Genomic DNA, 25,567 nt, shown 5'->3' with positions numbered 1-25,567 from the left:
TCACGACTCGACCAGCGAGAGAAGCCGCTCGCCCAGGGTGATCTTGGCGTTGGCCTGCTCCTTCTTGATGCCGGTTGCCTGGGCCACCTCGGAAAGAGACAGACCTTCGCGTCGGAGTTTCGCGCAGCGGATCGCCAACTGTTGGCCGCGCTTGTGCGCGCCGGCGCCGCTCATTGCCGCTGCTCCAGCTGGGCCACGCGATAGCGCAGAACCTGCAGTACCCGGCCGCGGTAACCTGGCTCCGCATACTGCTCAACTGGCGGTCCGAAAAAGCCCCGGCGCTCGGCCAGGCTGTAGGCATCACGCAGGTTGTGTGCGGTAATGTCTTCCAACTGCTCATCAATGAGCGACTTGACTGGGGAAGTGGTCATTCTGCCTCCTTGCGCCGGTGACAGGCTTCCATCAGGCGCTTGCAGTAGTGGGTGAATTCGTCAGTGGTGATTGCCCCGTCAGTGAACAGGCGGGTGATCAGGCCCTGCACCAGGACATCGATGTCGGACTGGCTGTTGGGATCGGCGACGCCTTCGAGGGCTTGGTCGATGAGGATGTGAGGGCTCAAAACCCGCACTCCTGTTCCAGGCGCGCCTGATCTTGCTCAAAGGCTACGGCTGCCTCGGCGTGAGGCTTCAACAGTACCAGCGCGATGTCCTTCAAGGCTGACTTCTTACCCAGCAGGTACACCGCCAGATCCAGCAGGAGCCCCGAGCTGCGAAAACCCATGGCACTGATCACCAACTGGCCGAAGGCGTCTTGCTGGTCCTCACCGTCGATCTGGCGTTGGTTCAGATGGTCCTGCACCGCCCTTGCAAAGTCGGCCTGGGTGACCTCGCCGCGCTCTGAAGGTTGGTAGCCCCAAGAGATCCGGTAACCCATCAGCAGGCGCTCGGCGTTTGCCTCAAGCCATTCCGATTCGGCCAGGTCGTCCTCGCTTACCGGTGGCGGCATGCGGTTGTCGTATTCGAGCTGTGCCTTGCGTAGTGCTGACATGATTGCCTCCAGAGTGGCGGGTGCTGGTCCAACAAAACTCGGCTGCACTCATCCGCTCCGCTGGTTGCCGATGGGCGCGAAGGGGAGTGCATGCGGGTGGTGTCGGAGAGGGAAGAGGAGCGTGGAGCTTGGGCTTGAACCTCTTCAGATTGGGCGGATCAAATCTGAACAAGGTCAGGCTTCGCCCGGCCGGAGATACTCAAATGAAACGTACAACTGTTTGGATCGTCGCGTTGTCAGCAGCACTGCTTCTCAGTGGATGCTGGCCTTATTGGCATGATGGTGATGGGCACGGACGTGATCATGGGCGTGGCTACGATAGAGATCGTGGCGGCCAGGAATACCATCGCTACTAACGCTTAATCCGCACTGGTCGTCACTCTCGCCCTTGCCATGCCTGCAAGCAGAGGCCCTTGGTTCATTCAGAGAGTGACGACCGATGCGGCCTAGTGCTGGGGAGTACCAGGGATCGGGCAGTTAACGACAGGCTGTCGTGGCGCTGGCTGTTCAGAAGAACAGGGGATGCAATTGAATTGCTAGGCAGCTTCACTCACCGCACTCTGTAGCTTGAGGAGCAGTTCTATAGGAAGGCTGATCTCTGGCACTGAACTATCCAGGCAACCATCAGGCAATGCCTTGAAGATTTCCTGTGCTGCTGCACGTACCGCTTCGAGCCGCTGACGGGAGGTTGTAGGTCCGCGCATCGATCCCGCGGTTACCTTTGACTTGCCGGTGGCCTTAGCCTTTTGCAGTTCACCACCGAGTACCTTGCCTGCTTCCTCGCCGTGCTGGCGCACAACTTGAACTGCTGTAGTCGCGGATACCTGACCTGAGGCGACAAGCTGTTGAACGTCTGTGTTGGCATTGCCGAGCGTCATCACCTGCTCGACGTGCTGGCGGGTCTTGCCGACCTTCTTGGCGATCTGATCGGGAGTCCAGCCAAATGCGGTGAGTCGCTTGTAGCCGTCTGCCAGCTCAAGAGGAGAGAGCTTCTTTCCTTCCTGACTGGTGATGACCCTGGCTACCCGTTCGGCGTCGTTGCCCTCGAAGGGCACGATCGAGATCCAGGCCTCCAGGCGTTCTGGGTCTTCCTTGCTCGGCACTCTTGGAAGGCGCCCCGCCTGATCCAGCTTCAAGTAGGCGCGGCGACGGCGGTGGCCGTCGACAACCCACATCCCACCTTCAGCGCGAGGTCGTACTTCAAGCGCGGGAATCTGGCCGCCGGCAAAGATGAATTCCGCCAGTGCGCTGATGCTTTCCTCCAGCTCTTCACCTTCGGCCCGAAGGTTGAAGCCGGGTTCTTCGTGTAGATCTTCCAGGCGAGCCTTCATCGCGTCAGCGCGCTTCAGATCCCCGTCTTTGATCATTTGCTTGAAAGACTTGGCCATGCAATTTATTTCCAAGTGATTGACTTCCTGTCTGGCCCTGTCGCCAAGGCCAGCCAGTGAAATCGCTAGAAGCGAGGCAGGTGCATCAGCTCAAGGATCAGAGCCTTCTCGTAGCCAGGCACATCAATGGTGGCGGTGTTGTTCAGGCGGTCAGCCTGCACGGCTACACGGGCCTTGCGGAATTGTTTGCGGTTCATCGTAATTTCCTCCGGTTGTTTTCCCGCTGCCACCGATCCGGTGGCAGAAGAGAAATCGTCACTTGATGAGGTTCAGAATCTGGCGGCTGAATGCTTGAGGGTTCATGTGCACCTTGAGCGTCATCTGCCGCCGGTCTTTGATGAACTCACGCATCGCGAGGTCCGCGAGATCAGCAGGATCCGCCTCAAGTGCTGCTATCGCTTCATCTATGCCGCCGAACCACTTCGCGAGCTTCCGAGCGCAGGAGGCTGCAGCCTCGTTGACCACCTCTTCGCTCGCTTCAAACAATGCGGTACTCATCGCTTATCTCCTGGTCGTAATCCCAAAGCCCGCTCAATGAACGGGCTTCAGTGATGCTTTCCAGCTTTATCGCGCCTCCTACCGGGTCATTCGCCAGTTCGGTCAACACCTCGTCCGCCGTCGCAGTTCTGCGCGTTGGTAGCCTTTCGGGGCTATCGGATCGCCGGTCGCCAGTAGTGGCGGCGCGATTTTCTTCACCTGACTTTCTCTCGCCCCACAGGTGTGGCCGGGGCTGACCTCCCAGCGAATCGCCGGGTTATCGTTAATGGCGCAGGTTGTTAAAGAGCGGCGCGGCTTTCGCTGCTGGGCCGGTATTGCGTTGGCTTGGAAGTGATATTAGGCATAGGCTAATTTTATGTAAATAGGTAATGCCTAATTATTTTCGATTAGGCATGAAAAAGCCCGCGCAAGGCGGGCCTGGTGGAGCTGCTGGATCAGTCAGTAATTGGTGGGTACTTGCCGCTCACTGAGTCCCGATACACGACCTCACTGAAAAGCCTTGGCTCATTGCGTAAAACGGCCAGAGCCTGTTTGGCTTCATCTTTTGTTTCGAAGGGGCCAGCACCGATAGCCAGGCCGATCATTTGGACGACAGGCAGATCAAGAGCAGATATTGCCTCCCTTACACGATCTTGCTCTTCGATATTTCTGCATGGAACTGAAGCGACCCAGCCGTTCTTAAGGCGTGGAACTTTTGCGGCTTCGATTTCAGCCCCGCAGTGTTTGCACTTGATGGCGGCATTCTTGATGGTTTCCGCGCAGGCGGGGCAGGGGCGAGTGTCGGTTACTGTAGTAATTGATGGTGCAGAGCTTTTCCCGCCGAGTAGCACCATAAGCAAGCCGGCGAGGGCGATCATCCCGCCGACGATGGTGTGCAGCTGACGGTCAGCCATAAGCCCAAGATTGTTCACTCTGCCGCCAGATCCAGTAGCGACAGACACGTCCATGCTCAGTGCGAACACGGCCCAGCAAATACCCACCACCAGGGCAAGCGTCCCAATTCCTTTCATTGGACTACTCCTCAAATAGGTCTGGAATTTTACCATCCATGGCGCATAGCCTCTATCTGCCAGGGCTTGCAGGCCTGGCGGTGGATCGACTTATGGGAGGGTGATACGGGAGGGTAGATACAAGAAGCCCGGCGCTGAGCCGGGCTAAGTAGTAAAGCTAATTGCTATTCTGGCGCTTCGGTGCTGATAGTTGGAATGCTCTTAATTCATCAAGGATACGCCGATTGGCCTCGGTCTGTTCTTGGGCTTGCCGGATAATAGCGTCTGCGGCTTGCTGGTTTTGAATTGCCTCCTTCCCGCCATCAAAGAAGGCCTTCCCACCGCTAAAAATTGTCGCGTTTGCGCCCATGATACCCAGCACAATAGCAACGCCTATGCCAGCCATCCAGTAGCGCTGCTCTTTGTTCGCCTGCTTGACCTTGCCAAACTCTCCCTCTGTCCGCTCAAGGGCGGCGAGTGTAGATGCGACGGCTTTGTCGTTCGATGCGATATGAGCCTGGAGAGCCTCCTTCATCGCAATCGATTCTCGGCGCGCTGATCTTTCGCGCAATCGCATTTCACGGCGCAAATCTTCCGAGCGCTGGACGGAATCGTTTTCCATTCGCTCAATACGCTTATCCATCCGCTCCTCTATGGCAGATAAGGTCGAGCTAAGTTCTTCGCGAGTGATATCGTTCATGGATCTAGTATCCCTGTTGGCGATCCTGTTGTCATCCGTTGACTCAAGGGGGGGCATTGGTGAGCTAGTGTTGTATGAGGATGCCGTGCATAGCTCAAGCCGTTTCTTCATCCCCTGTGCGGAATCAGGAGGAATGTGTTTACTCATCGGCAGCACTCTCTCCGTTTTCTGAGTTGTCTGCTTGTATCGTTTCAGTCTCTACAGCTGGATTGTTTTTAACCCAGTCGCATACCACTGAAGAGACGTGTTGACGAAGGTACCCGCAGCTATCACAGAAATATCCGAATGTTGAGAAGTAGAACATATCCTCTCTATTTCTTACCTGCGTACCAAATCTAAATGTGGGCTCCTCCCCAGATGGGCAAAGTATCGTCCAGCTATCACTTTCACAAATTGGGCAAAGATCATCCTCAATGGTTTTGCTTTCAAGAAACCTAACAAAATCATTGGCTTTGACTGACATTATTGTCATTCGTTTGAGTGGTTTTTTTTCTGAGTCCGACATGTGCATCCCGGCTAATTTGATTATGCTAGCGAATGTTGTTAAGTGTTCAGATGCTAAAGTATCCCGCCACACCAATACACGGGTTACTCGAGCTTGCTCCGATTAATCCCCCCCGCCTTCATCTCTTCCGCATAGCCTGTCAGCTTGCTCTCGGCCTTTTGGAGGCTCACCGCGATCTTCATCAGTATCCGCGCATCTTCCCCAAGCCCAGCCTCAGAGAGGCGGGTAGCAACCTGCATGATGTCGACGCCTGGCCATTTGAGCAGGGCTGTAGCCTCTTTCTGGTCGCGCCGCAGTTGCTGATTCGGTTTGGTGAGGGGTATGGGCAACTCCTGCGTGTCGCATGGCGCCAGGTGAGCCGGTCAGGTTATCTGGCTTTGGCGCTCTTGATATCGCTGATGATCTGCTTCGCGATCGCCTGAACCTGCTCTTGTGTCATCGCTGACATGACGCCTTCCCAGGCTGAAGATGATGTGTCATAGGTGCGTGTGCCAATCAGCTCTCCTGAGTTCAGGACTGAGAAGTCTGCGCTGGAGTTGACCCAGGCATTCCCCGCCATTACGCCGGCGCCGTAGCGGGCCCCAGTGGTCAGATAGCGAAAGTTGGTCACGTTAATCGCAATACCGACGCCGTCGCCGGCGCTTGGCTGCAGCTCTTTGGCTTCGCTGATCTTGTAGCCGGCTCGTTGAGCCTCGACTTGAAGGGCATCACTCCAATCTCGCTTCAGCGTAGGCCAGTCATGATTCTGCTGGACCTTGTCATTCCCGCGGAAGTTGACGACCAGGTTCTGCTTGGCTGATTCCTGGATCGCCAAAGAACTACTGCCTCCAGTTTTTACGGAGGCGGCACAGCCAGCGAGCATCGATACAGCTACAGCAAGCGATAGGGCGAGGGGGAGCTTTAGGTTTTGCATTGAATGTCCATATCCAAATAGGCGCAGCTAAGAATGTAAGGGGCTATATGCCCGGATTATCGAGCAAACATTCCCCACCAGAAAACATGACCCAGAATCGAAATCTGTTGTTCCTGGGCTTCGGCGAAGGTGTAGTCCTCATCTGGATGCTCGTCACGATTGAAGCTTCGCAGGCGCAAGCCAGTGGGCAGGCGATAGACCTGCTTCACGCGCAACTGGCCATTGTGGTTGATCGCATAGAGATCCCCATCGACGATATCGCCAAGCGAGTTCTTGCCGGTGTTCACGCCTACCGTGGCGCCATCGCGTAGCACGGGGAACATGCTGTTGCCGCGGACGATCAGGCACTTGGCATTGCTGAACTGCACATTGTTGCGGCGCAGATCGCTCTTGAAGAAGCGCAGCTTGGCGGTATCGCTTTCTTCGATCACAAACCGGCCAGAGCCGGCTGCCAGCTCTACTTCGCGTAGGAAGGGAACGTAGACCTCGTCGTCAGGGAGCGGGGTTGTGTCATCCCAGGTTTCGATGTTGGAGAGCTTGAGGCTAGCCTTTGGTGAAGAGTCGTAGACAGCTGGAGCTTCAGCGACGCTCAGAATATCCCCCATGCGCTCGCTCAACCCCCAGTGCGCAGGGGTAACGACATCCGAGAAATACTCAATCAGCTCCATGAGCTTAGATTTGTCGATTCGCCCCGTCTTTACCCAGCCTTGGACAGAGGGGCCCGCCACGCCGAAATCTTCGGCGAGCTTTTTCTTTGTAACGCCTTTGGCGACCCGAGCTCGCTCGATGGCTGCGCCTAATTCTATTCCTGTAAGCATTGCCTAATTAAGCCTAGCCCGTTGCCGAGTAGGCAATGACTTGTTAGTGATTAGTTAATGCCTTATATTTGGCGCATGACAAACCGGAGAAAACCCATGACACCAGCAGAAGCGGTTCGGAAGGCAGCCGGGATTTTGGGCAGCCAAACAGCGCTGGCCAGCCGTCTTGATGTTCGAACCCCAACTGTTAGCCAGTGGTGTTCGGGGGATCGGCCTGTTCCGGCAGCAAGGGCGCTTCAGATCGAAGCGCTCACATGCGGTGAAGTTAAGAGGGAGCAGCTTTGCCCCTCGTTTCCCTGGGCCGAGATGGTCGCCTAAGCGACATCCCTGTCCGCTGATTCATGAACAGAGTTTCGCCCACCCACTGGCAGGGCGCCACGGAAACAGAATTGAGGTTTTACGAATGGAAGATTTTCTGCGGTCCTGCCAGAGCGCTGTGCTGGACAACGAGGCGAAGGCATTGGCCGCCAAGATGGGGGTTCCACATGTGAGCCTGCTGCAGCGCGCCAACCCAGATAACGACGCGCACCACCTGACGGTCGAGCATTTGTTCGGGATCTTGCTTCACACCGGGGATATGCGGCCCCTGGCGGCACTGGCCAGTGAGTTTGGCTTTGATCTGGTGGCTCGTGCCGCGCCGAAGCCGCAGGCCCTGACCAAATCACTGATCAGCGTTGGCAAGGAAGTGGCGGAACTGACCATCGCGGTACATGAAGCCCTGGATGACAACCACGTCAGCGCTTTCGAGAAGTCCCAGATCCGCCAAGAGATTCAGCATGTCCGCCAAAGCCTCGACGTGATGGATGCGTCGGTGAAGGCGGCCTGACATGAAGTTCATCGCCACGATCAACAAGGTCAGCGCGCGAGGAGGTGTTACATGAGCATGGGGCTTATGGTCGCCGCGATGAAGATTCGCGTCGGCAATCCATTGCGCAAGCTGGTACTGATCAAGCTGGCCGACAACGCCAGCGATATGGGGGAGTGCTGGCCGTCCTATCAGCACATCGCCGACCAGTGCGAGATCAGCAAGCGCTCCGTCATGAACCACATCACCGCCTTGTGTGAGGCGGGGCTGCTTCGCAAGGAAATTCGGAAGGGAGGGCCGAAGGGCAACTCGTCAAATGTCTACTTTCTGACCCTTGAGGGGGGTAGTGAACCTCCTGCACCAGGGGTAGTGCAGCAGATTCACCAGGGTGGTGCAGCAGGTTCACCCCCTAGTGAATCTCCTGCACTAGGGGGTAGTGCAGGAGCTGCACCCAGAACCAGTCACTCTTCTGAACCAGTCAATGAACCGGTCATTGAACCAATTGCGCCCCAGGCTTCCGCCAAGGTCGCGACGGGTCAGGTCGTTCCGTTCATTGCCCAGCAGCCGCGCTGTGAAATTCCGGCCGATATGCCGGGCCCCAAGGACCAGTCCTGCAAGACCTTCAAGGCCTGGGCCAACTACGCCATGGCCTACCGCAAACGCCACGGTGCATGGCCAGTGTGGAACGCCAAGGTCGCCGGACAGCTGGGCCAGGTCATCGACCGCCTTGGCATCGACGTCGCACACCACGTCGCCGCCTATTTCCTGACCATCAACGACGCACGGGTTGTTTCGAACATGCACAGCATCGGCGACCTGCTGGCTAAGGCCGAGGCGTACCACACCCAATGGGCCACCAATCGCCAGATGAACGGGACCACGGCTCGGCAGATCGAGCAGACCCAGACCAACTTCAGCGCTGCCGAGCAGGCCCTTGAAGCGCTCCGAGCCAAGAAGGCTGCAGCCCATGCTGAATGACGCACAGCAAGAACGACTGCTCCTGTCCCTGTTTGCCACTGCTGAGGTGATGGGGCAGCAGCTCACCCAGGCCGCGGCATTGCTGATGGTCGACGACTTGCGCGAATACACCGAGCCTGTGCTTACCGCAGCGCTTCGTAGCTGCCGTATCGAAGGTGGCCGACTCACGGTTGCAACGATCCTGAAGCATGCCCAATCGGCCGATGGGCGCCCGGGAAAGGATGAAGCTTGGGCCATTGCCATGACCACGAACGACGAGTTCGAAACCGTGGTGCTGACCGACGAGATCCAGCTGGCCCTGGCTGCGGCGAAGCCCATCTTGGATGGCGGCGACAAAATCGGCGCACGCATGGCGTTCATCGACGCCTACCAGCGGTTCGTGAGTCAGGCCCGCGAGGATGCGAAGCCGGTCAACTGGCATGTGTCTGTCGGCTTCGACGCGAACCGCCGTACCCAGGCGATCACCAAGGCTGTGCAGATGCAGCGTATCCCGCAGGAGCGCGGGCAGCTTTACCTGGCTGACCTGAGTGTCGCACCGGTTACCGAAGACGGCCGGGCCGTTGCTGCACTGCTCACCGGTGAGGTCGCGCGGCCTTCGCCAAAGCTGCGCGAAAAGCTTGCCGCGGTGAAGGAGTCGATGCTGGCCATGCGCAGAGCTTCTGCCGAGAAAAAAGCAGAGCTACGAATTCAGGCGGCCAACGAATTGGGGGAACGCCGGGCGCTGCTGATTCAGCAGGCTGAACAATTGAAAGCCAGGAGGGCTAACCATGGCTGAGCTCGCCCTTATTCGTACCGCCCAGGGTCTGGTACCGGCCACTGAGGCAGACCGTGAAACCATCCAGTGCTGGAAGGCTGGCCAGGTCATCCACGGCAAGTTCACCAAGATGAGAAACGCCCGGTTCCACGGCAAGTTCTTCGCGATGCTGGATCTGGCCTGGGAATACTGGGAGCCGGTAGGGGGCCTGATCCCACGCCAGGAGATGCGTGGCATCCGCGGCCTGGCCAAGTTCTTCGAGGCGCAGAACGGCAGACCAGGGCAGCTATCGAATGCGGTTGATGCCTACATCGCCGGGCTTGAGCAGGCCCGCGCCGAGCGCTTCCCCTCAGTCGACAAGTCCCGCGAAGCCTTCCGTGAGTGGGTGACCATAGAGGCCGGCCATTTCCACCTGGTGCGTACCCCCGATGGCGTCCGCAAAGAGGCCAAGTCCATCAGCTGGGCCAACATGGATGACACCCAGTTCGAGCCCCTTTACCGCGACGTCTTCAACGCCTGTTGGCGCCTGGTGCTGTCCGCGCACTTTGATACCGAAGTCGCCGCCCTGGCCGCGGCTGATCAGATTGGGAGCTTTGCGTGATGCGAGCTGCCCTGAAGGTCGCCAAGGCGCCCAAGCCGAAGAAGTGCAAGAACCCATCCTGCGGCATCAGCTTCACACCGCAACGTCTGGGCCAGGTGGTGTGCAGTCCACGGTGCGGCTTGGCTATCAAGGACGTGAACCAGGGCCGTGCACATAAGGCCCTGGCCCAGGTCGAGCGCAAGGAGATCAAGGTCCGCAAGGAGAGGCTGAAGAGTAGGGCGGACCACCTCCGAGAAGCCCAGGCCGTGTTCAACGAATGGGTACGCCTGCGCGACGCCGATCTGCCTTGTGTCAGCTGCGGGAGGCACCACGACGGCCAGTATCACGCCGGCCATTACCGCACCGTAGGCGCGAACCCAGAAATCCGCTTCGAGCCCTTGAACGTCTGGAAGCAGTGCGCCCCGTGTAACACGCACCTGTCCGGCAACTTGGTGAACTACCGGCTTTCGCTCCTGCAGCGAATCGGCGCCGAGAAACTGGAGTGGCTGGAAGGGCCGCATCCCGCATGCAAGCACACCATCGAAGAGATCAAGGCCATCAAGGCCGACTACCGCGAAAAGATCAAAGAACTGAAGAAGGGGATCGCAGCATGAAGCTGATCAACGCAAGGCAGGTATGGACAGAGGCTCAGCATGAATCGAATGCGTCGATCAGTGCTGTGGCAATTGAGCGGGCCGAGTCGGCACCGGTGAAGAGTGGTGGCCGTATCGGCAAACGCGAGGCGCAGTTTCCGGCGCTGGGCAGTGAGAAAGGGGAGGAGGCTGCACGTTTCTCGGTTCCGGGGCAGCGCATCAACATCAGCGAGACACGCCGCACGCCGATTGGCCGGTCTACGGCTCGCGCCGCCCACCTGGCCACGATCGGTAAGGTTCTGCGCGCCATCGATACGCTGCCTTTCCAGGTGCAGCAGTTCGGGCACTACCTGTACCACCCGGCAATGAACATGCGGCACCTGCTGAATGCAGTGCTGCTGGTCACCGCCAAGGCTGCGTTACCAGATCTGACATCGGCCAAGCGTGTGAAGGCTCAATACTTGGTAACCCTGGCCCTGCAGTCCTACAAGGGGGAGGCTCACGGCGCGGCAGAGTGGGGGCCGGCCCGGGTCGCCTCTGAGATGAAGGAGTTCTTCGGCGTCACCATCGATCCGAAGAACTGGACGCGTGATTGGCTGGAGTTGTGGAAATCCCTGAAAGAGGTGATCAAGGAAGTGGATATCCAGGCTCAACAACCGGTATGGCAGGTGATTCACGCGGAGAAAGATCAAGAGGCGGCATAATTATATTGACATGACGGGGTTTTGCGCGTACTTTTCCCATAGTGCACAAGTAACGCGAAACGCACACGAAACTCTGAACCCGGCCACCGCGCCGGGTTTTTTATTGCCCCCAAAAGGGTATGTGGCTACGCAAAAGGAGTTTGCGGATGCTGAAAGAATGCAGGTGCGGTAATTGCAATCGACTTCTTGCCCGCGTGGGTGAGTTTACCGAGCTCCAGATCAAATGTTCCCGATGTGGGACGTTGAATCATGAGAAGGCCACGAGCCTCGAGCCATCGCCTTTGAGCGACATGAATGCGGAATTTCCCGCAACCAATCATTCCATTCAAAGGTAACAAAATGAACGCAGTAACTATGGGTAAGCACTTCACTACACTGCACCCGAACGGGATTGTGGAGATTGTATCGGCAGCACAAAACACTGGTGGTCTGATCATCCAGACCGGTCTGATCGCCCCCTCGAACGGTACCGTTGATCTATATGTAGGGCCGACCGGTTCTTCCCTCGCCGATTCAGCAATCATCTTCTCCGCCAACGGTTCTCGTGTCACGAATAGCAACTCTGAGGTTGTTATGCCGTATCCGATTCGCATCCCTGCGGGTAAGGCGCTGTGGACATACTCGTCTACCCCGGGCGGCGCAATTGCATTGACGTGGGACTTGCTGGCTTAACGGTGCCTCTTGATCCATAAGCCTGGATGAAATAGAAAAGCCCGGACCTGTACCGGGCTTTTTTGTGCCTCTGAGGAAAGCCGCTACCAAGTGGAAGCTTTCCCGGATGTACCCCGTTTGACCTGCAGCCAGGACGGCCCTCGGGAATGCCTGGACGTCGATAGCCGGATAGTACGACGTTCGGGCTTATCGCCGACAGGTTGTAATACCTCACTCGCATATGTTGGTGCGGTGTGATGCCGGCGACTGGTTACTCTAGGCTTTTTTAGGTATCCCCAATAGGTGACGATAAGCAGCTTCGTGTAACTCGTAAAGCTCAGCAGCGGTAAGCTCTAGCCACCTATCATCCGGCTCCATTCCGCTTGGCATTGACGAGTAGTTGAAGAGGATTCCCGCGTTGGCTTTTTTGTCTTTGTAGGAAATTGACGGATACGCCCAGTATCCGAAATGATCTTTTATTACTTGTGCGAGAGAAATCCGTAGCGCTTCAGGTGCTTCCTCGGATGCAAGGGTATTCAAGACGATCTCATTTGCTTCTTCGGTTGTGATTCGTGGGTCGTGATACGCCCACATGCGAAGCTTGTCGAAATCACGACCATGCTTGTGAGGGGCGTAGAAGAAACGTATTGGTTGGTACGGTGCTGGTGCTGACAGGCCGAGATGCTTCAGAGCATCCTCCACCTGTTCAATTTTCGATGTGTGCAAGAAATCAACTAGCCGATCACTTTGAACCTGGTGGACATCGAGTAGGCGACGCAGATCGGCTTTGCGCATGCCACGTTCCATCATCGCATTCCACAGTGTGATTTTCGCCACCGTGACTGCGGGCAATCGGACGACATACTCGCCCGGCTCTGGTAAGGATGCAGATGGTATGGCCTTACGCTCATCGACATAAGTCGAGAGCATTGTCTCTATAGCGTCCAACGCTTCCGATAGTGCATGAGCCTGATTATCACCGAAGCTATTTAATTGCGGGAGATCCCGGCAGAAGACGGCTATGCCAGTCGCGTCTTGTTCAAATCTAATCGCGTAATCGTACATGGTCACTTCCTCTGAAAGTGATGAGTCCAATTCAGACATGGTGAGGGGGCTCAGAGCCCCAGCTGTTTAATAATCGCCTTGCGGGTCGGTTACGGCATGTCCTTGGAGCCGTCATCCGCGGAGGTTGTCCTTTGGCCGTTTGGGGTGGTGACTTTGAAGTGGCTTCTTTTGCCGGCTTCGAAGGTCACCCTTTGGGCCTTCAACCATTGTCTGAACTCGCTGAACTACATCACCTAGCCTCGTTGTTTGGATGGGCTCACAATACAACGTTTTTGTTGTAATACAACTATTTTGTGGTATTTCTCTAGTCGTGCCCACGGAGTCGAGCGCATGGAGTTTCTGTACCGCCTGCTCGACAGGCTTGATACGTGGTTTACCGCGGGATTGGCTGGCGCGTTGGCCGCGAGCTGGTGGCACCGAGACGATCTGGTAGACCGAAAGGCCTGGGCCGTTTTCATCTTCTCGGGTGCTGTCTGCGCCCATTACCTGACCGGACTGGTAAGCGCTTACCTGGGGGTGGTTGAGCCTCGTAGCGTTGCCGGTATCGGTTTCTTGCTCGGCACCTTCGGCGGCTCATTGATCGCTGCCATCACCCGGGCAATCAAAGCTGCTGACCTTTGGGCGTTCATACGTTCGAAGTTCGGGGGAGGTGGCACATGATCCTGGAACACGTTGCAACGTGGTCGGCTGGACTGATTGCGTTATGGGCGACCTGGTGCTGCTTGAGCGGAAAGGTCCGCGACGGGGTGCTAGGGAAGTTGATCTACGCGACTATCGCGCTGAGCGGTTATGCGCTTCTGGTACGCAACGACAGGCTGATCATGTCCCAGTCGGTGGCAGAGGCGACCCTGTACGCTTCCCTGGCCCTGGCCGGCGTTCGGCACGTCTTCATGGTCACTTACTGGCGGCGGGTGAAGGTCTGGCTGTGCTGGGCGCTGAACTGCGAGCACTGCCTGCACTGCGATATGCGTAAGGAAAAGGTAGAGCGCAGGAAATTATAGGTCGCGACACGCTTCACGAATCAGTAAGTCGTGTCATGACATTGGTAGGTGGTGCTTGAACTGGGGTTAGGTTATCCATATGGTCTAGCTGGTATATCGCGATATGGAGAGTTAAATGGACAAGCTGCAGCTACTGATACTCAAGAACCAGTACGAGATTCTTTCCCACCTCCAGCCGCAAAGGCATGATCACAAGATCGCCTTGGAAGCCATTGATCGGGGGTATGAGTATGAGATCGAGAATCTGATCGATCGAGCGGTAACAGAGCCTGTATCCATGCAAATCTGTGAAGAGGTGCGAGCAATTTTAGGGATGTATCGTGAACTCCAGAATAGTCTTGCCAAAGCTGGAGCGTCCGAAGAACTGAAGCGAGAAGCTCTTTTTCCTGGTTTTGACGGGAATGAAGAGTCCGCACACTATTCATATGCAACTTTTATTTTGGATGAAAAAGGTGAGTTTCAAGGTATAGCATCATGGGAGCAAAATACTTGGAACTCCCACATGCCGATGTTGAGACGATACCGCGCAATGTTAGGCGCTTTCCATACCAAGAAGGCCTACCCACATTCTGTTGAATTCATAGAAAAGGTACTTCAGGCCGGAGATGACTGAGATATTAATGGTGTTGGGCAGTAATCCGTAGAAGATATTTACTCTGCTCCGCGCCAAATCCTCAGCTTGAAATTAAAGCTGTATGTCTCTGTTGCCCAATCGTGGTGACGTACACGCCGTCATCACGGCATATCGAGTCAGTACCTAATTCATAGAGTGACTGGCTCGTCGATGTCACTCCAATCTACCGAGATAGCGATATACCCTGCCTTTTGTAAATATTCTGATCTGCTTGGCGGCTTTATAGAAACCACGATTGGTAGTTGATTACTGCACGATAGCTGGTCGTAGAGCAGATCAGTGGCGTTTTTCTCGCATGCGGTACCAGTCATCGTTCTTGGCGTATTTTGGTGGGTAAAATTAAGAACAAAATTCTTTTCTAGGGGAAGATTCAAGTGATTTGCCTCGCTGAGTTGGAAAAGATCATTTTGCCATAGTTTCGGCCGTGCGTTTTTCAGTGGCTCTTCAGGATGACAGCGCATAAGAGAAAACCGTGAACCGTCCATATCCTCCCTCATCATTGGTCGAACTCTCCGACTATGGCATCCGCCTGGCGCCTGCTCCTGAGGTATGGGAGTGGCTCCAAGCCGAGATCCTCGCGGACACCGGCAGCATCCACAACGAAGACCATGCCCACCTACTGGATGCAGACATCCAGGTCATGTGGGCATCGTCGAGCTTCGAGAAGCAGGGCCGCATAGTCCTGGGCCAGGCCGAGCAGGTAGCGTTCCGCGCCGGTGGATGGCAGAAGGCACGGATGGAGCAACAGATGCGTGATTGGTTCGGTGATGTGCCGGCCTTCATCATCACTCTGGCTGCTGACTACTGCGCTCAGTGCTCCGACGCTGACTTCTGCGCGCTCATTGAGCATGAGCTCTACCACATTGCTCAGGCGACCGATAAGTACGGTCAGCCAGCCTTCACCCAGGAAGGCGCACCCAAGCTGAAGCTGCGCGGCCATGACGTCGAAGAGTTTGTCGGTGTTGTCCGTCGCTACGGTGCGAGCCCTGACGTTCAGGCGCTGATAGACGCTGCAAACAATCCTGCTGAGGTAGGGAAATTGAACATATCGAGGGCCTGCGGAACCTGTCTGCTCAAGTCGGCCTGATTCTTGACAGGCTCTAGACGGATGAAAATTTATGGCAGCCCTGAAAAATGAGGTGAAGAGCTTCATCGTTCAGGCGTTGGCGTGCTTTGACACCCCGTCCCAGGTGGTGGAAGCCGTCAAGAATGAATATGGGCTTGTGGTGACCCGCCAGCAGGTGGAGACGCACGACCCAACCAAGGTTGCGGGGAAGGGGCTTGCTGTGAAGTGGGCAACCCTCTTTCACGACACCCGAAAGCGATTCCGCGAAGAGACAGCTGATATCCCAATCGCCAACCGCGCGTTTCGCCTCCGCGGCCTAGCAAGGATGGCCGAAAAGGCCGAGAGCATGCGTAACCTGGCCCTGACTGCCCAGCTTTACGAGCAGGCCGCCAAGGAGTGCGGGGATATGTACGTCAACCGGGCCCGGAAGGAAGAGCCGGACGACGAGCCGCTGATCCCGACCCGGATTCAGGTCGACGTGGTGGATGCGAGGAAGCCGAATGCCGAGCCTTAACATTCCCCAGGCTCAGTTTCTCACGCTGCCCCACAAGTTCCGCGCCTTCGTTGCCGGCTTTGGTTCGGGGAAGACCTGGGTAGGCTGTTCCGCGCTGAGCAAGCACTTCATGGAGTGGCCAGGCGTCAACGCTGGCTACTTCGCGCCAACCTATCCGCAGATCCGGGACATCTTCTATCCGACCATGGATGAGGTGGCCTACGACTGGGGGCTGAAGACCAAGATCAACCAAGCGAACCATGAGGTTCATATCTACAGCGGCCGGCAATGCCGCGGCACTGTGATCTGCCGGTCGATGGAGAAGCCGCAGACCATCGTCGGCTTCAAGATCGGCCACGCCCTGGTGGATGAGCTGGATGTCCTGACGTCGATCAAGGCGCAGCAGGCCTGGCGCAAGATCATTGCCCGGATGCGCTACAACCTGCCGGGTCTGAAGAACGGGGTAGACGTCACTACGACGCCCGAGGGCTTCAAATTCGTCTTCCAGCAGTTCGTGAAGCAACTGCGCGACAAACCGGCGCTCAAGGATATGTATGGCCTGGTCCAGGCCAGCACCTTCGACAACGAGCTGAACCTGCCAGACGATTACATCCCGTCGCTGATGGAGTCATATCCCGAGCAACTGATCAGGGCCTACCTGAACGGCCAGTTCGTCAACCTGACGTCCGGATCGATCTACCACGCCTACGACCGCAAGCTGAACCAGTGCTTCGACACGGTGCAGGCTGGCGAGCCGCTGTTTATCGGGATGGACTTCAACGTCGGCAAGATGGCGGCGATCACCCACGTTAAACGCGACCAGGGGCTGCCCAGGGCAGTAGATGAGCTGATCGATGGCTACGACACGCCGGACATGATCCGCCGCATCAAGGAGCGCTACTGGCAGCACGACGGTAACGACTTCAAGAAGACGTGCGAGATCAGGATCTACCCGGATGCTTCGGGCGACTCGCGCAAGTCGGTCAACGCCAGCATGACGGACATCGCCATGCTCAAGCAGGCCGGTTTCTCTGTCATCGCGCCGGCGGCCAACCCGCCAGTCAAGGACCGTATCAACGCCATGAACGCCATGTTCTGCAATGCCCAGGGCGAGAGGCGTTACCTGGTGAACCCGTTTACCTGCCCGACCTACGCCGACGGCCTGGAGCAGCAGGTATGGGCACCCAATGGCGAGCCCGACAAGTCACAAGGAAACGACCACGTCAACGACGCCGGCGGCTACTTCATCCACAAAGAGTTCCCGATCGTGAAACCGGTCACCTCGCTGAATATGGGATTTGCCCGATGACAGACGTCACCTTCACCCGCCCCGAGTACGACACGGCGAGAAACCGCTGGCGCTTGGTGCGCGACGTCTGCAAGGGCTCGGAAACCATCAAGGCTGCTGGCGAGCGATATCTGCCGCGGCCGAATGCTCATGATACGAGCAGGGAGAACCGGGAGCGCTACGACGGTTACAAGCAACGTGCGGTGTTCTACAACGCAACCGGCCGGACCAAGCACAGCCTGGTGGGTGCTGTATTTCGTACTTGGCCGACGCTGACGGTTCCGGGCGCGCTCGACTACGTGGCCAAGGATGTCGACGGCCAGGGGGTGAGCATCTACCAGCAGTCCCAGTCGGTGATTGGGCACCTGCTTGAGGTAGGGCGTCACGGGCTGTTGGTGGATTACCCGCAAGTTGATGGTCAGGCCGTGAGTGTTGCCGATATGGCGTCTGGCCGGGTCCGTTCGACGATCAGCAGCTACCCGGCGGAAGCGATTAAGAACTGGAAGACCCGCAAGGTTGGCGGCCAGCACCTGCTGAGCCTGGTGGTTCTGGAGGAGAAGGTCGATGTCGACACCGATGATGGCTTCGGCAGCAAGCAGGTAACCCAGTATCGCGTGCTACGTCTGGATGCGGATGGAAGCTACACCCAGGAGGTGTGGGAGGAGGGCTCTGGTCAGACCTCCATGGTCATAGCCCCTTTCACCCCGTTGAACGGCGCGGGCCAGCGGTGGAGGGTGATCCCTTTTCAGTTCCTGGGAAGCGAGAACAACGACGCGAGCATCGACGACTCTCCGCTATACGACATGGCTGAGATCAACATCGGGCATTACCGCAACAGTGCCGACTATGAGGACGCGGCTTACCTGATGGGCCAGCCCCAGGTGTACATGGCCGGCCTTGATGAGCAGTGGGTGAAGATGCTGGAAGAGAAGGGGATCTACTTCGGTTCCCGGGCCATTCTGCCTCTGCCTCAGAACGGAACTGCCGGCATTCTCCAGGCCCAGGCCAACACCATGATCAAGGAAGCCATGGACGCCAAGGAGGATCAGTTGATCGCCCTCGGCGCCAGGTTGATCGAGCGTGGTAGCGCAGTGAAGACGGCCACCCAGGCCGACAACGACAGCGCCGCCGAGCACAGCGTGCTGTCCTTGATCGTGAGCAACGTTAGCGAGGCCTATTCGCAGTGCCTGGAATGGATGGGCGAGTTCCTGAACGTCGCCGGCGAATCGCTCTACAAGCTGAACCAGGACTTCACTCAGATCAGCCTCGACCCCGCGATTCTTGCTGCATTGTTCAACGCTGTGCAGGGTGGCCGGCTGCCTGAGGCTGACTTCTGGCAGTACCTGCGCGACCGCGGCGTCATCGATCCGGAGAAGACCGACGACGAGATCCGAGATGAACTGCAGACCGCTGATGCGGGCCCGCAACTGGATGACCTGACCGGAGGGTCTGGCGATGGCGGCAAACCAAGCGATCCTTGATGCCACTATCCGGCACGCTGTCTTCCTCGAGCAGCTGAAGTCGGGAGAGGTCGAGAAGTTCGGCCCCTTCCTCAAGGAGATCGACAGGTCGATCCGCGACCGCCTGGCCCGCGCGGACCTCACTGAGTACACCGCCCGGCGCCTTGAAGTGCTGCTGCAGGAAGTAGACAGCCTGCTGCTGGGTATCTTTGACCGGTACAGCGAGAAGCTGAACCTGGACCTGGTCGACATCGCCAACTATGAGGCGCAGTTCGAGGCTACCAGCCTGACCCGGGCGGCGCCGGTGGGTGTGTCCTTTGAGGCTGCTGTCCCAGGCGCTGCAGCGATCAGAACGGCGATCCTTTCCAATCCGCTCAGTGTGCGCGGCGTGGGCGGTGGCAAGCTGCTCAAGTCGTTCATTGATGGCTTCACGGCCACCGAGCGGCAACGCCTTACGGGCGCGATCCGGCAGGGCTTCTTCGAAGGCCAGACCAACTTCCAGATCATCAAGAACATCCGCGGGACCAAGGCGCTCAACTACAACGACGGCATCCTGGCCACGACCAACCGCAACGCCGGCGCCATTGTGCGGACGGCAGTGCAGCACGTCGCCACTCAGGCACGCATGGAGACGCTGAAAGAGAACTCCGACGTCGTCCAGGCCGTGGAGTGGGTCAGCACGCTGGATTCGAAGACTACGCCTCAGTGCCGAACGCTCGACAAACATCGGTTCAAGCTGACCGAAGGGCCCAGGCCGCCGATCCACATCAACTGTCGCTCGACGGTGGTGGCCGTGACCAAGTTCAGCGTGCTGTTCACCAAGGACGCCACGCGAGCATCTGTCGGTGAGGGTGGACCGCAGCAGGTAAGGGCGGACCTTAGTTATTACGAGTGGCTTAAGCAGCAGCCAGCAGCATTCCAAGACAAGGCCATTGGCCCGAAGCGCGCCAGGTTGTTCCGCGAGGGCGGCCTGAGCGTAGAGCGCTTTGCGGAGCTGCAGCTTGATCGGAACTTCTCGCCGTTGACCCTGGCGCAAATGAAGGCCTTGGAGCCGCTGGCCTTCGAGCGTGCCGGCATTAACTGAGCCGCGCCACAAAACAGCAAATCGCGCTTTCGTGGCGCGCACTTTCCAAGCCCTGGCTGAGCCGGGGCTTTTTTGTATCCGCAGGCAGGGCCTGCTCTACGTCTCTGGGAGACAGCAATGACCTTGAAATTCCAACTGGACAGCCTCGAAGGCGTCGATGAATCCATCAAAGCTCTGTACGTCGAAAAGGACGGCAAGTTCGTACTCGGCATCGAGGGGCTTCCGCAGCCAGAGGATGTCTCGGGCTTGAAATCCAAGGTCCAGGAGCTGCTGGACGAGAAGAAGGCTGCCGACAAGGCGCGCAAGGAGGCCGAAGACCAGGCCCGGCTTGAGCGTGAAGAGGCTGCTCGCAAATCCGGCAACGTAGAAGAGCTCGAAAAGTCCTGGTCTGAAAAGTACAACCGCCGCGAGGCTGAGCTGAACGGCATGCTGGAACAGGAGCGCGGAACGCTGGGCGCTCAGATCCGTGATCTGACCGTCGGCCGCACAGCTACTGACATCGCGTCGGCCTTGGCAATCCCGGGCAGCGCAAAAGCCCTGTTGCCGCACATCGAGCGCCGCCTGAGCGTCGAGCAGCGCGACGGGAAGCCTGTTGTGGTTGTCCTCGACCAGCAGGGCAAGCTCTCGGCGGCGACGCTGGATGAGCTGAAAGCAGAATTCGCAAACGACACGGCTTTCGCGCCGTTGATCGCGGGTAGCAAGGCATCGGGCGGCGGGGCTGCTGGTGCTGGAGGTGGCGGCGGGGCCGCAAAAGGAAAAATCGGCGGCACCAAAGAGGAGCGACAGGCAGCGATTGCGAGCCGGTTCCCAGACCTTCCATTGAACTAAGGAAAAACAACCATGTCCCTGTCGCAAATGCAGGTTTTCAACCAGTACATCATGCCAGCCACGCTGGAGACGCTGGATCAGATGCTCGTTGCGTTTAACGCCGCCAGTCGCGGCGCAATCATCCTGAGCCCGGAAGGGTTCACCGGCGACTTCCTGCAGGAGTCGTTCTTCCAGACCCTGGCCGCAGCCCAGCGCCGCGTTGATCGCTACGCCGCCAACGGCGACGCCCCGGTTACCGACCTGACCGAGCTGAAAAATACCTCGGTTAAGGTTGCCGGTGGTTTCGGCCCGATCCGCTACGAGCCGTCCCAGATGACCTGGCTGGAGCGCCCAACCGCGCAAGGCATTGAGGTCGCATCGCGCGCCTTCGCCGAGATCCTGCTAAAGGATCAACTGAACACCGCGATTGCCGCCCTGGTTGCAGCAATCACCGCCCAGGCCGCCGCGGTCAACGACGTTTCTGCCACCGCTGGCATCACCTACGCCGGTCTGAACAATGCACACGCCAAATTCGGCGACGCCAGCCAGAACCTGGTCACCCAGGTGATGCAGGGCATCAGCTATCACAAATTGGTAGGCCAGAACCTGGCCAACCAGCAGCAGCTGTTCCAGGCGGGCAACGTTCGAGTGGTGGATATCCTCGGCAAGATCTCCGTTGTAACGGATGCCCCTGCGCTGATGCAGGCCGGCACCCCGAACAAGGAAATCATCCTGTCCCTGGTGCAAGGCGCTGCGCTGGTGCACGACGGTCGCGACATCATCAGCAACGTTCAGACCAGCAACGGCAAGGAGCGGATCGAAACCACGCTCCAAACCGACTACACCTTCGGCCTGGGCCTGAAGGGTTACACCTGGGACACCACCAATGGCGGCAAGTCGCCAACCGACGCCGAGCTGGCGACCGGGACCAACTGGGACAAGACCGCCACCAGCATCAAGCACACCGCTGGTGTGGCTCTGATCGGTGACGCCTCCAAGTAACCATTGATGCCGGGTCGGGCCTTGTGCCCGGCCCGGTGAGGATCGAAGCATGAGCAAGAACAACATCTGGTATCTGGCGGGCCCGTTCCACCAGTACCAGGAGGATGTAAAGGCCCTGGCCAAAGAGCATGGCCTGATCATCGTTGACGCCAATGCCGCTACCAGCCGCAAGGATGAAGCCAAGGACGTGCCGGAGGTGACCATTCGTCCCGAGCTGAAGGCCGTGGCTGTGGTTGTCGAGGCAGGCGGGCCGAGCCAAGACGTGGCCGATCAGCTGACGGCTGAGCTGGCCGCCATTGGTGTGATCGTCGAGTCGTTCGCCGGGCATAACCTGGAGCGCCCAGAGGGTGAGCTGGGCGAAACCGCTGGACGCCTATTCCAGGTGCTGGAAGCGGTCAATCACGGCGTCGCCAGCCTGCAGCGTGAGCGCGACGGCGAAGCGCAGAAGGTTGCCGGCCTGGAGCAGGAAAAGGCAGAGCTGCTGAAGCAGAACGCTGAAATGCTGAAGCACATCGAATCTCTCAAGTTGGCAAGCGCTGATCCCGAAGTCGAGGCGCTGAAGGCCAAGCTGGACCAGGCCGGTGTCACCTACCGAGCCAACGCCTCGAAAGAATCGCTTGAAAAGCTCGTTGCCGAGCTGCCCAAGGCCTGATACTGCTGGCTGCCGGTGACCTGGCAGCCAATCTTCACCAATTCCAGCGAGTTGACGCATGACACTCATCATCGAGGACGGCACCGGGAAGCCTGACGCTGAAAGCTACGCATCCGCCGAGGATCTAGCCATGTACGCTGTGAAATTCGGCGTCGTCATCCCCGCGGAGGTGCCTGCCCAGGAAGCGTTGCTTCGCCGGGCGGCTCTGGCAATGGATGGCATGGCCTGGAAAGGGCGCAAGACCAGCAGCGAGCAGGCTCTGGCTTGGCCGCGCCGGGAAGTTCTGCTGGATCAGGAGATCAAGCCAAATAAATACCTGCCGGCGCGGATTCAGTACGGTCAGATGGCCCTGGCTGCTGAGATTCATCAGGATGACATCGACCCGATCGAGAAGCGCAAAGGCGCGGTAACCCTGGAGCGTGTCGAAGGGGCGGTAACCCGCGAGTATGCCGCCATACCGAACAGCAGCGGCCGACTGTTGCCGGCGGCGCCGGACCGACCAAGCGCCACGCAGTTTGCGGACTATCTACAGAAGCGCGGGCTGTTTGCAGTGCGCGCATAGTTGAAACGGAGCCACCATGGCCTTCTACGACGAAATGGCCGGGATGGCTCTGGAGATGATCACAGAGTTCGGCCAGCCAATAACCATCCGCGACATCAAGCCTGGCGAGTACGATCCTGATACCGACTCGGCCGGCCCCGACACCATCATCGAGCAGACGGCCCAGGGCATCCTGCTCGACTTCACAGGCCTGGAGTTCCAGAACAACAGCCTCATCAAGCAGGGAGACAAGAAACTTAAGGTCGCTGCCCAGGGCCTGGAGTGGGTGCCGGATCTTCTGAACAAGGTGGTTATTCAGGGCAGAACTTGGTCCATCGTTCCGCCGCTGAAAGAGATCAACCCCGCCGGTACGCCGATTCTGTACGAGCTGCAGGTGCGGTCATGAACCGCTACGCCGGCAGGAACGGCAGCTTCGCCGAGAACATCCGCCAGTTCGCCGAGCAGGCCCAGGCCGGCATTGACGCTACCTTTCGCGAGATCGTGATCGAGATCGGCAGCAGCGTGATTCGCATGTCACCGGTGGGCAATCCGGAGATCTGGGCCGCCAACGTGGCGCACCGTGCGGCCAACACACGGGCAGCCGACGACTACGACTTCAAAGTGTCGGTGCGCAACACGCTGATCAACCTGGACGAAAGCAACTTCACCAAGGCCGGCAAGCTGCGCCGCGGGGTGAAGTACGCCAAGCCCCTGACCAAGGCCGAGCGCGACCAGAACTTCAACGTGAACGGTCTGGTCGCCGGGAAGGACTATGTCGGCGGTCGCTTCCGGGGAAACTGGCAGTTCTCGATCGATACACCCGCCGACGGCACGCTGGATCAGGTCGATCCTTCGGGCGGTGTGACCTTGGCCAAGCTGCGGCTGCAGGTAGGGCAGCTGACCGCCGGCCAGACAGCCTACATCGTGAACAACCTGCCTTATGCGGTGCCGCTTGAATACGGGCATTCAAAGCAGGCCCCCGGCGGCATGGTTCGAATCACGCTCGCCAGATTCCAGCAGATCGTCGACGAAGCCATCAGGAACAATCAGGTATGAGCCATAACGTGATCGCCACTATCTACCAGGCCCGGGTTGTCGCCTGGGCGAAAGCCAGGGTTCCGCCGCTGAAAGTGATCGTCGAGAACGAGGTCTGCACGCCGAAGGACGGAGAAACCTACCTCCGGGTCTACACGCTGCCGGCGGATACTGCGAGCAACACCCTGGGCGGCGATCACCGGCTGTATACCGGCGTCTTCCAGGCCAGCGTAGTAGTGCCATCGGGCAAGTACCGCGGTCCGGCCGGTGGCCTGGCTGACGAGATTAGAGCGCTGTTTCCGCTGTATGAACGGAACGAGAAGGCCGGCCTAACGGTGGTCACCATGACACCACCAGACCAGGGCCCGGGTATTCAGGGAGACACTACCTACACCGTGCCGGTGTCCTTCCAGTACCGCGCCGATACCAACTGACTCCGCCCATAGGGCAACCCCACATACCCGCCATTGAGCGGGTTTTGTTATTTCTGAAGAGAGGAAACACCCAATGGGCTACAAAATTCCCAATGGCGGCACCTTCCAGCACGCTGCGACTTACGCCACCGCTCTGTCCTTCACCGCAATTTCCAACGCCTCCGAGGCGGTCGCCACCGTTGTGGGCGCCGACCTGGACGCCGGCGACATCGTGCTGCTGACCTCCGGCTGGAGCAAGCTGGACAACAAGGTGGTGCGCATTAAAGCCGCGACTGCCACGGCGATCACCCTGGAAGGGATCGATACCACCGATACGCAGCTGTTCCCGGCCGGCAACGGTGCAGGCACCATGAAAAAGATCCTCACCTGGGTACTGATTCCGCAGGTTACCGACCTGGCTTTCTCCGGCGGCGAGCAGAACTATCTCGACGTCACCTTCCTGGAAGACGACCAGGGCAAGCAGATCCCGACCGACAAGTCGGCGGCCAGCATGGTGCTGACCATCGCTGACGATCCGGTCCAGCCGTTCAACGCGGTACTGATGGCGGCTGACGCCGGCAAGAAGGTGCAGGCTGCACGGCTCAACCTCCCGGGCAATGACACGCTGCTGTACGGGGCCTACACCTCGTTCTCCAAGCAGCCGGCGGTATCGCGCAACAACCTGCTTACGCGGACGGTCAACCTGGCGCTGCAGTCCGAGCCGACCCGCTACCTGACCGCGGTGGTGTAACCCATGGCCAAGTTCTCGCTGATCCAGAACCCAACCTTCAAGGCTGACGTGCTGATCCCTCAGTTGGGCGGCGAGCCGGTGAAGGTGGGGTTCGAGTTCAAGTACCTGGACCGGACCGGCTTGGCCGAGCTTTACGCCGAGTGGGGCGAGCAGCACAAGGTCCTGGGGTTGAAGGCTGACGAGATGGACCTGAAAGCCTTCACCGCGGCTCAGATCGACCTGCAGGTGGATCAGGTGAAGGCTGTGGTGGCCGGCTGGGACTTCGAAGAGGAATTCAACGACCAGAACATCCGCATCCTGGTCACCTCGATTGTCTCGATACCCAGCGCGGTATTGGCGGCCTATTCCGAGGCGTTCAATCAGGCCCGCCTGGGAAACTACTAAGCGCCGCCCGTGCCCTCTATCAGCAAGA

General features: G+C 58.3%; 39 protein-coding genes and 1 pseudogene. 26 read left to right on the top strand and 14 right to left on the bottom strand.

Annotation, left to right across the window (positions count from 1 at the left end; genetic code table 11):
- The 12 genes from KCG88_RS24315 to KCG88_RS24265 form a co-directional block, all read right to left on the bottom strand.
- Positions 1–174 (bottom strand): hypothetical protein, encoded by a 174-nt coding sequence (locus KCG88_RS24315; protein ID WP_011062073.1) that lies wholly within the window; start codon positions 172–174, stop codon positions 1–3.
- On the bottom strand, positions 171–371 hold the full coding sequence (locus tag KCG88_RS24310; protein ID WP_103326140.1) for a hypothetical protein: 201 nt from the start codon (positions 369–371) through the stop codon (positions 171–173). The genes KCG88_RS24315 and KCG88_RS24310 overlap by 4 nt, the downstream gene beginning before the upstream one ends.
- Positions 368–559 (bottom strand): hypothetical protein, encoded by a 192-nt coding sequence (locus KCG88_RS24305; RefSeq protein WP_041118603.1) that lies wholly within the window; start codon positions 557–559, stop codon positions 368–370. Before KCG88_RS24305 ends, KCG88_RS24310 begins: the two co-directional genes overlap by 4 nt.
- Positions 556–987 carry a hypothetical protein gene (locus tag KCG88_RS24300; RefSeq protein WP_210713305.1) on the bottom strand — a complete coding sequence of 144 codons (432 nt, stop codon included), beginning with the start codon at positions 985–987 and terminating at the stop codon, positions 556–558. The genes KCG88_RS24305 and KCG88_RS24300 overlap by 4 nt, the downstream gene beginning before the upstream one ends.
- A gap of 536 nt (positions 988–1,523) precedes the next feature.
- Positions 1,524–2,375, bottom strand: a complete 852-nt coding sequence (locus KCG88_RS24295; protein WP_210713304.1) for a ParB N-terminal domain-containing protein — start codon at positions 2,373–2,375, stop codon at positions 1,524–1,526.
- A gap of 65 nt (positions 2,376–2,440) precedes the next feature.
- Positions 2,441–2,572, bottom strand: coding sequence for a hypothetical protein (locus tag KCG88_RS31160; RefSeq protein WP_282598254.1), 132 nt, complete (start codon positions 2,570–2,572; stop codon positions 2,441–2,443).
- A 58-nt stretch (positions 2,573–2,630) separates the two neighbouring features.
- Complete coding sequence (locus KCG88_RS24290; RefSeq protein ID WP_210713303.1) at positions 2,631–2,873, bottom strand: hypothetical protein; 243 nt, start codon at positions 2,871–2,873, stop codon at positions 2,631–2,633.
- Between the two features lie 434 nt (positions 2,874–3,307).
- Positions 3,308–3,883, bottom strand: coding sequence for a hypothetical protein (locus KCG88_RS24285; protein WP_210713302.1), 576 nt, complete (start codon positions 3,881–3,883; stop codon positions 3,308–3,310).
- Between the two features lie 157 nt (positions 3,884–4,040).
- Positions 4,041–4,562 carry a hypothetical protein gene (locus KCG88_RS24280; RefSeq protein WP_210713301.1) on the bottom strand — a complete coding sequence of 174 codons (522 nt, stop codon included), beginning with the start codon at positions 4,560–4,562 and terminating at the stop codon, positions 4,041–4,043.
- A 588-nt stretch (positions 4,563–5,150) separates the two neighbouring features.
- The gene (locus KCG88_RS24275; protein WP_246882813.1) at positions 5,151–5,396 is read right to left on the bottom strand and encodes a hypothetical protein; all 246 of its coding nucleotides are present in this window, start codon (positions 5,394–5,396) and stop codon (positions 5,151–5,153) included.
- A gap of 38 nt (positions 5,397–5,434) precedes the next feature.
- Complete coding sequence (locus KCG88_RS24270; protein ID WP_210713300.1) at positions 5,435–5,980, bottom strand: DUF4410 domain-containing protein; 546 nt, start codon at positions 5,978–5,980, stop codon at positions 5,435–5,437.
- A gap of 56 nt (positions 5,981–6,036) precedes the next feature.
- Positions 6,037–6,798: an XRE family transcriptional regulator gene (locus KCG88_RS24265; protein ID WP_210713299.1), complete on the bottom strand. Its 762-nt coding sequence runs from the start codon at positions 6,796–6,798 to the stop codon at positions 6,037–6,039.
- A gap of 57 nt (positions 6,799–6,855) precedes the next feature.
- Between KCG88_RS24265 and KCG88_RS24260 the strand changes: the two genes are divergently transcribed.
- From KCG88_RS24260 to KCG88_RS24220, 9 genes are all read left to right on the top strand, one after another.
- On the top strand, positions 6,856–7,116 hold the full coding sequence (locus KCG88_RS24260; protein WP_348984535.1) for a Cro/CI family transcriptional regulator: 261 nt from the start codon (positions 6,856–6,858) through the stop codon (positions 7,114–7,116).
- 85 nt (positions 7,117–7,201) lie between these two features.
- Positions 7,202–7,624 carry a phage regulatory CII family protein gene (locus KCG88_RS24255; protein ID WP_041774345.1) on the top strand — a complete coding sequence of 141 codons (423 nt, stop codon included), beginning with the start codon at positions 7,202–7,204 and terminating at the stop codon, positions 7,622–7,624.
- Between the two features lie 51 nt (positions 7,625–7,675).
- Positions 7,676–8,581, top strand: a complete 906-nt coding sequence (locus KCG88_RS24250; protein WP_210713298.1) for a helix-turn-helix domain-containing protein — start codon at positions 7,676–7,678, stop codon at positions 8,579–8,581.
- The gene (locus KCG88_RS24245) at positions 8,571–9,356 is read left to right on the top strand and encodes a hypothetical protein (protein WP_210713297.1); all 786 of its coding nucleotides are present in this window, start codon (positions 8,571–8,573) and stop codon (positions 9,354–9,356) included. Before KCG88_RS24250 ends, KCG88_RS24245 begins: the two co-directional genes overlap by 11 nt.
- Positions 9,349–9,936 carry a DUF1367 family protein gene (locus KCG88_RS24240; RefSeq protein ID WP_210713296.1) on the top strand — a complete coding sequence of 196 codons (588 nt, stop codon included), beginning with the start codon at positions 9,349–9,351 and terminating at the stop codon, positions 9,934–9,936. Before KCG88_RS24245 ends, KCG88_RS24240 begins: the two co-directional genes overlap by 8 nt.
- Positions 9,936–10,529 carry a recombination protein NinG gene (locus tag KCG88_RS24235; RefSeq protein WP_210713295.1) on the top strand — a complete coding sequence of 198 codons (594 nt, stop codon included), beginning with the start codon at positions 9,936–9,938 and terminating at the stop codon, positions 10,527–10,529. The genes KCG88_RS24240 and KCG88_RS24235 overlap by 1 nt, the downstream gene beginning before the upstream one ends.
- On the top strand, positions 10,526–11,212 hold the full coding sequence (locus KCG88_RS24230; protein WP_210713294.1) for a hypothetical protein: 687 nt from the start codon (positions 10,526–10,528) through the stop codon (positions 11,210–11,212). Before KCG88_RS24235 ends, KCG88_RS24230 begins: the two co-directional genes overlap by 4 nt.
- A 146-nt stretch (positions 11,213–11,358) precedes the next feature.
- Complete coding sequence (locus KCG88_RS24225; protein WP_210713293.1) at positions 11,359–11,547, top strand: Com family DNA-binding transcriptional regulator; 189 nt, start codon at positions 11,359–11,361, stop codon at positions 11,545–11,547.
- 4 nt (positions 11,548–11,551) lie between these two features.
- Positions 11,552–11,884 (top strand): hypothetical protein, encoded by a 333-nt coding sequence (locus KCG88_RS24220; RefSeq protein WP_210713292.1) that lies wholly within the window; start codon positions 11,552–11,554, stop codon positions 11,882–11,884.
- Between the two features lie 654 nt (positions 11,885–12,538).
- Here KCG88_RS24220 and KCG88_RS24215 read toward each other — a convergent pair.
- Positions 12,539–12,928, bottom strand: a pseudogene (locus tag KCG88_RS24215) (type II toxin-antitoxin system HicB family antitoxin); the annotation flags it as partial.
- Positions 12,929–13,258: 330 nt separating this feature from the next.
- Here KCG88_RS24215 and KCG88_RS24210 point away from each other — a divergent pair.
- The 3 genes from KCG88_RS24210 (at position 13,259) to KCG88_RS24200 (ending at position 14,542) form a co-directional block, all read left to right on the top strand.
- Complete coding sequence (locus KCG88_RS24210; RefSeq protein ID WP_210713291.1) at positions 13,259–13,588, top strand: MFS transporter; 330 nt, start codon at positions 13,259–13,261, stop codon at positions 13,586–13,588.
- Positions 13,585–13,929 (top strand): hypothetical protein, encoded by a 345-nt coding sequence (locus tag KCG88_RS24205; protein ID WP_210713290.1) that lies wholly within the window; start codon positions 13,585–13,587, stop codon positions 13,927–13,929. The genes KCG88_RS24210 and KCG88_RS24205 overlap by 4 nt, the downstream gene beginning before the upstream one ends.
- A 115-nt stretch (positions 13,930–14,044) precedes the next feature.
- Positions 14,045–14,542 (top strand): YfbU family protein, encoded by a 498-nt coding sequence (locus KCG88_RS24200; protein ID WP_210713289.1) that lies wholly within the window; start codon positions 14,045–14,047, stop codon positions 14,540–14,542.
- 149 nt (positions 14,543–14,691) lie between these two features.
- Here the strand turns inward: KCG88_RS24200 and KCG88_RS24195 are convergent, their stop codons facing one another.
- A complete protein-coding gene (locus tag KCG88_RS24195) occupies positions 14,692–15,048 on the bottom strand; it encodes a hypothetical protein (RefSeq protein WP_210713288.1) in 357 nt (118 codons plus the stop codon).
- On the opposite strand from KCG88_RS24195, the gene KCG88_RS24190 reads away from it, so the two are divergent.
- The 14 genes from KCG88_RS24190 (at position 15,036) to KCG88_RS24125 (ending at position 25,539) form a co-directional block, all read left to right on the top strand.
- On the top strand, positions 15,036–15,650 hold the full coding sequence (locus KCG88_RS24190; RefSeq protein ID WP_210713287.1) for a putative metallopeptidase: 615 nt from the start codon (positions 15,036–15,038) through the stop codon (positions 15,648–15,650). The two genes, KCG88_RS24195 and KCG88_RS24190, sit on opposite strands and share 13 nt — an antisense overlap.
- 31 nt (positions 15,651–15,681) lie before the next feature.
- Positions 15,682–16,143, top strand: coding sequence for a DUF2280 domain-containing protein (locus tag KCG88_RS24185; protein WP_210713286.1), 462 nt, complete (start codon positions 15,682–15,684; stop codon positions 16,141–16,143).
- Entirely contained in the window at positions 16,130–17,431 is a 1,302-nt protein-coding gene (locus KCG88_RS24180; protein WP_210713285.1) for a terminase family protein, read from the top strand. Before KCG88_RS24185 ends, KCG88_RS24180 begins: the two co-directional genes overlap by 14 nt.
- Positions 17,428–18,891 carry a DUF4055 domain-containing protein gene (locus KCG88_RS24175; RefSeq protein ID WP_210713284.1) on the top strand — a complete coding sequence of 488 codons (1,464 nt, stop codon included), beginning with the start codon at positions 17,428–17,430 and terminating at the stop codon, positions 18,889–18,891. Before KCG88_RS24180 ends, KCG88_RS24175 begins: the two co-directional genes overlap by 4 nt.
- Positions 18,866–19,954: a minor capsid protein gene (locus KCG88_RS24170; RefSeq protein WP_210713283.1), complete on the top strand. Its 1,089-nt coding sequence runs from the start codon at positions 18,866–18,868 to the stop codon at positions 19,952–19,954. The genes KCG88_RS24175 and KCG88_RS24170 overlap by 26 nt, the downstream gene beginning before the upstream one ends.
- A gap of 117 nt (positions 19,955–20,071) precedes the next feature.
- Positions 20,072–20,782 (top strand): hypothetical protein, encoded by a 711-nt coding sequence (locus KCG88_RS24165; RefSeq protein WP_210713282.1) that lies wholly within the window; start codon positions 20,072–20,074, stop codon positions 20,780–20,782.
- A 12-nt stretch (positions 20,783–20,794) separates the two neighbouring features.
- Positions 20,795–21,763, top strand: a complete 969-nt coding sequence (locus tag KCG88_RS24160) for a major capsid protein (RefSeq protein WP_210713281.1) — start codon at positions 20,795–20,797, stop codon at positions 21,761–21,763.
- 49 nt (positions 21,764–21,812) lie between these two features.
- Complete coding sequence (locus KCG88_RS24155; RefSeq protein WP_210713280.1) at positions 21,813–22,415, top strand: hypothetical protein; 603 nt, start codon at positions 21,813–21,815, stop codon at positions 22,413–22,415.
- A gap of 58 nt (positions 22,416–22,473) precedes the next feature.
- Complete coding sequence (locus tag KCG88_RS24150; RefSeq protein WP_210713279.1) at positions 22,474–22,977, top strand: DnaT-like ssDNA-binding protein; 504 nt, start codon at positions 22,474–22,476, stop codon at positions 22,975–22,977.
- A 16-nt stretch (positions 22,978–22,993) separates the two neighbouring features.
- On the top strand, positions 22,994–23,362 hold the full coding sequence (locus KCG88_RS24145; RefSeq protein ID WP_210713278.1) for a hypothetical protein: 369 nt from the start codon (positions 22,994–22,996) through the stop codon (positions 23,360–23,362).
- Positions 23,359–24,012 (top strand): hypothetical protein, encoded by a 654-nt coding sequence (locus tag KCG88_RS24140; protein ID WP_210713277.1) that lies wholly within the window; start codon positions 23,359–23,361, stop codon positions 24,010–24,012. Before KCG88_RS24145 ends, KCG88_RS24140 begins: the two co-directional genes overlap by 4 nt.
- Positions 24,009–24,425 carry a phage tail terminator-like protein gene (locus tag KCG88_RS24135; RefSeq protein WP_210713276.1) on the top strand — a complete coding sequence of 139 codons (417 nt, stop codon included), beginning with the start codon at positions 24,009–24,011 and terminating at the stop codon, positions 24,423–24,425. Before KCG88_RS24140 ends, KCG88_RS24135 begins: the two co-directional genes overlap by 4 nt.
- Positions 24,426–24,498: 73 nt before the next feature.
- Entirely contained in the window at positions 24,499–25,155 is a 657-nt protein-coding gene (locus tag KCG88_RS24130; protein WP_210713275.1) for a phage tail protein, read from the top strand.
- A gap of 3 nt (positions 25,156–25,158) precedes the next feature.
- On the top strand, positions 25,159–25,539 hold the full coding sequence (locus tag KCG88_RS24125; RefSeq protein ID WP_210713274.1) for a phage tail assembly chaperone: 381 nt from the start codon (positions 25,159–25,161) through the stop codon (positions 25,537–25,539).
- Positions 25,540–25,567: the final 28 nt, after the last annotated feature.

Source organism: Pseudomonas sp. MWU349 (assembly GCF_017947325.1).
Taxonomy (GTDB): domain Bacteria; phylum Pseudomonadota; class Gammaproteobacteria; order Pseudomonadales; family Pseudomonadaceae; genus Aquipseudomonas; species Aquipseudomonas protegens.
This window is presented reverse-complemented; position numbering and strand designations above follow the sequence as displayed.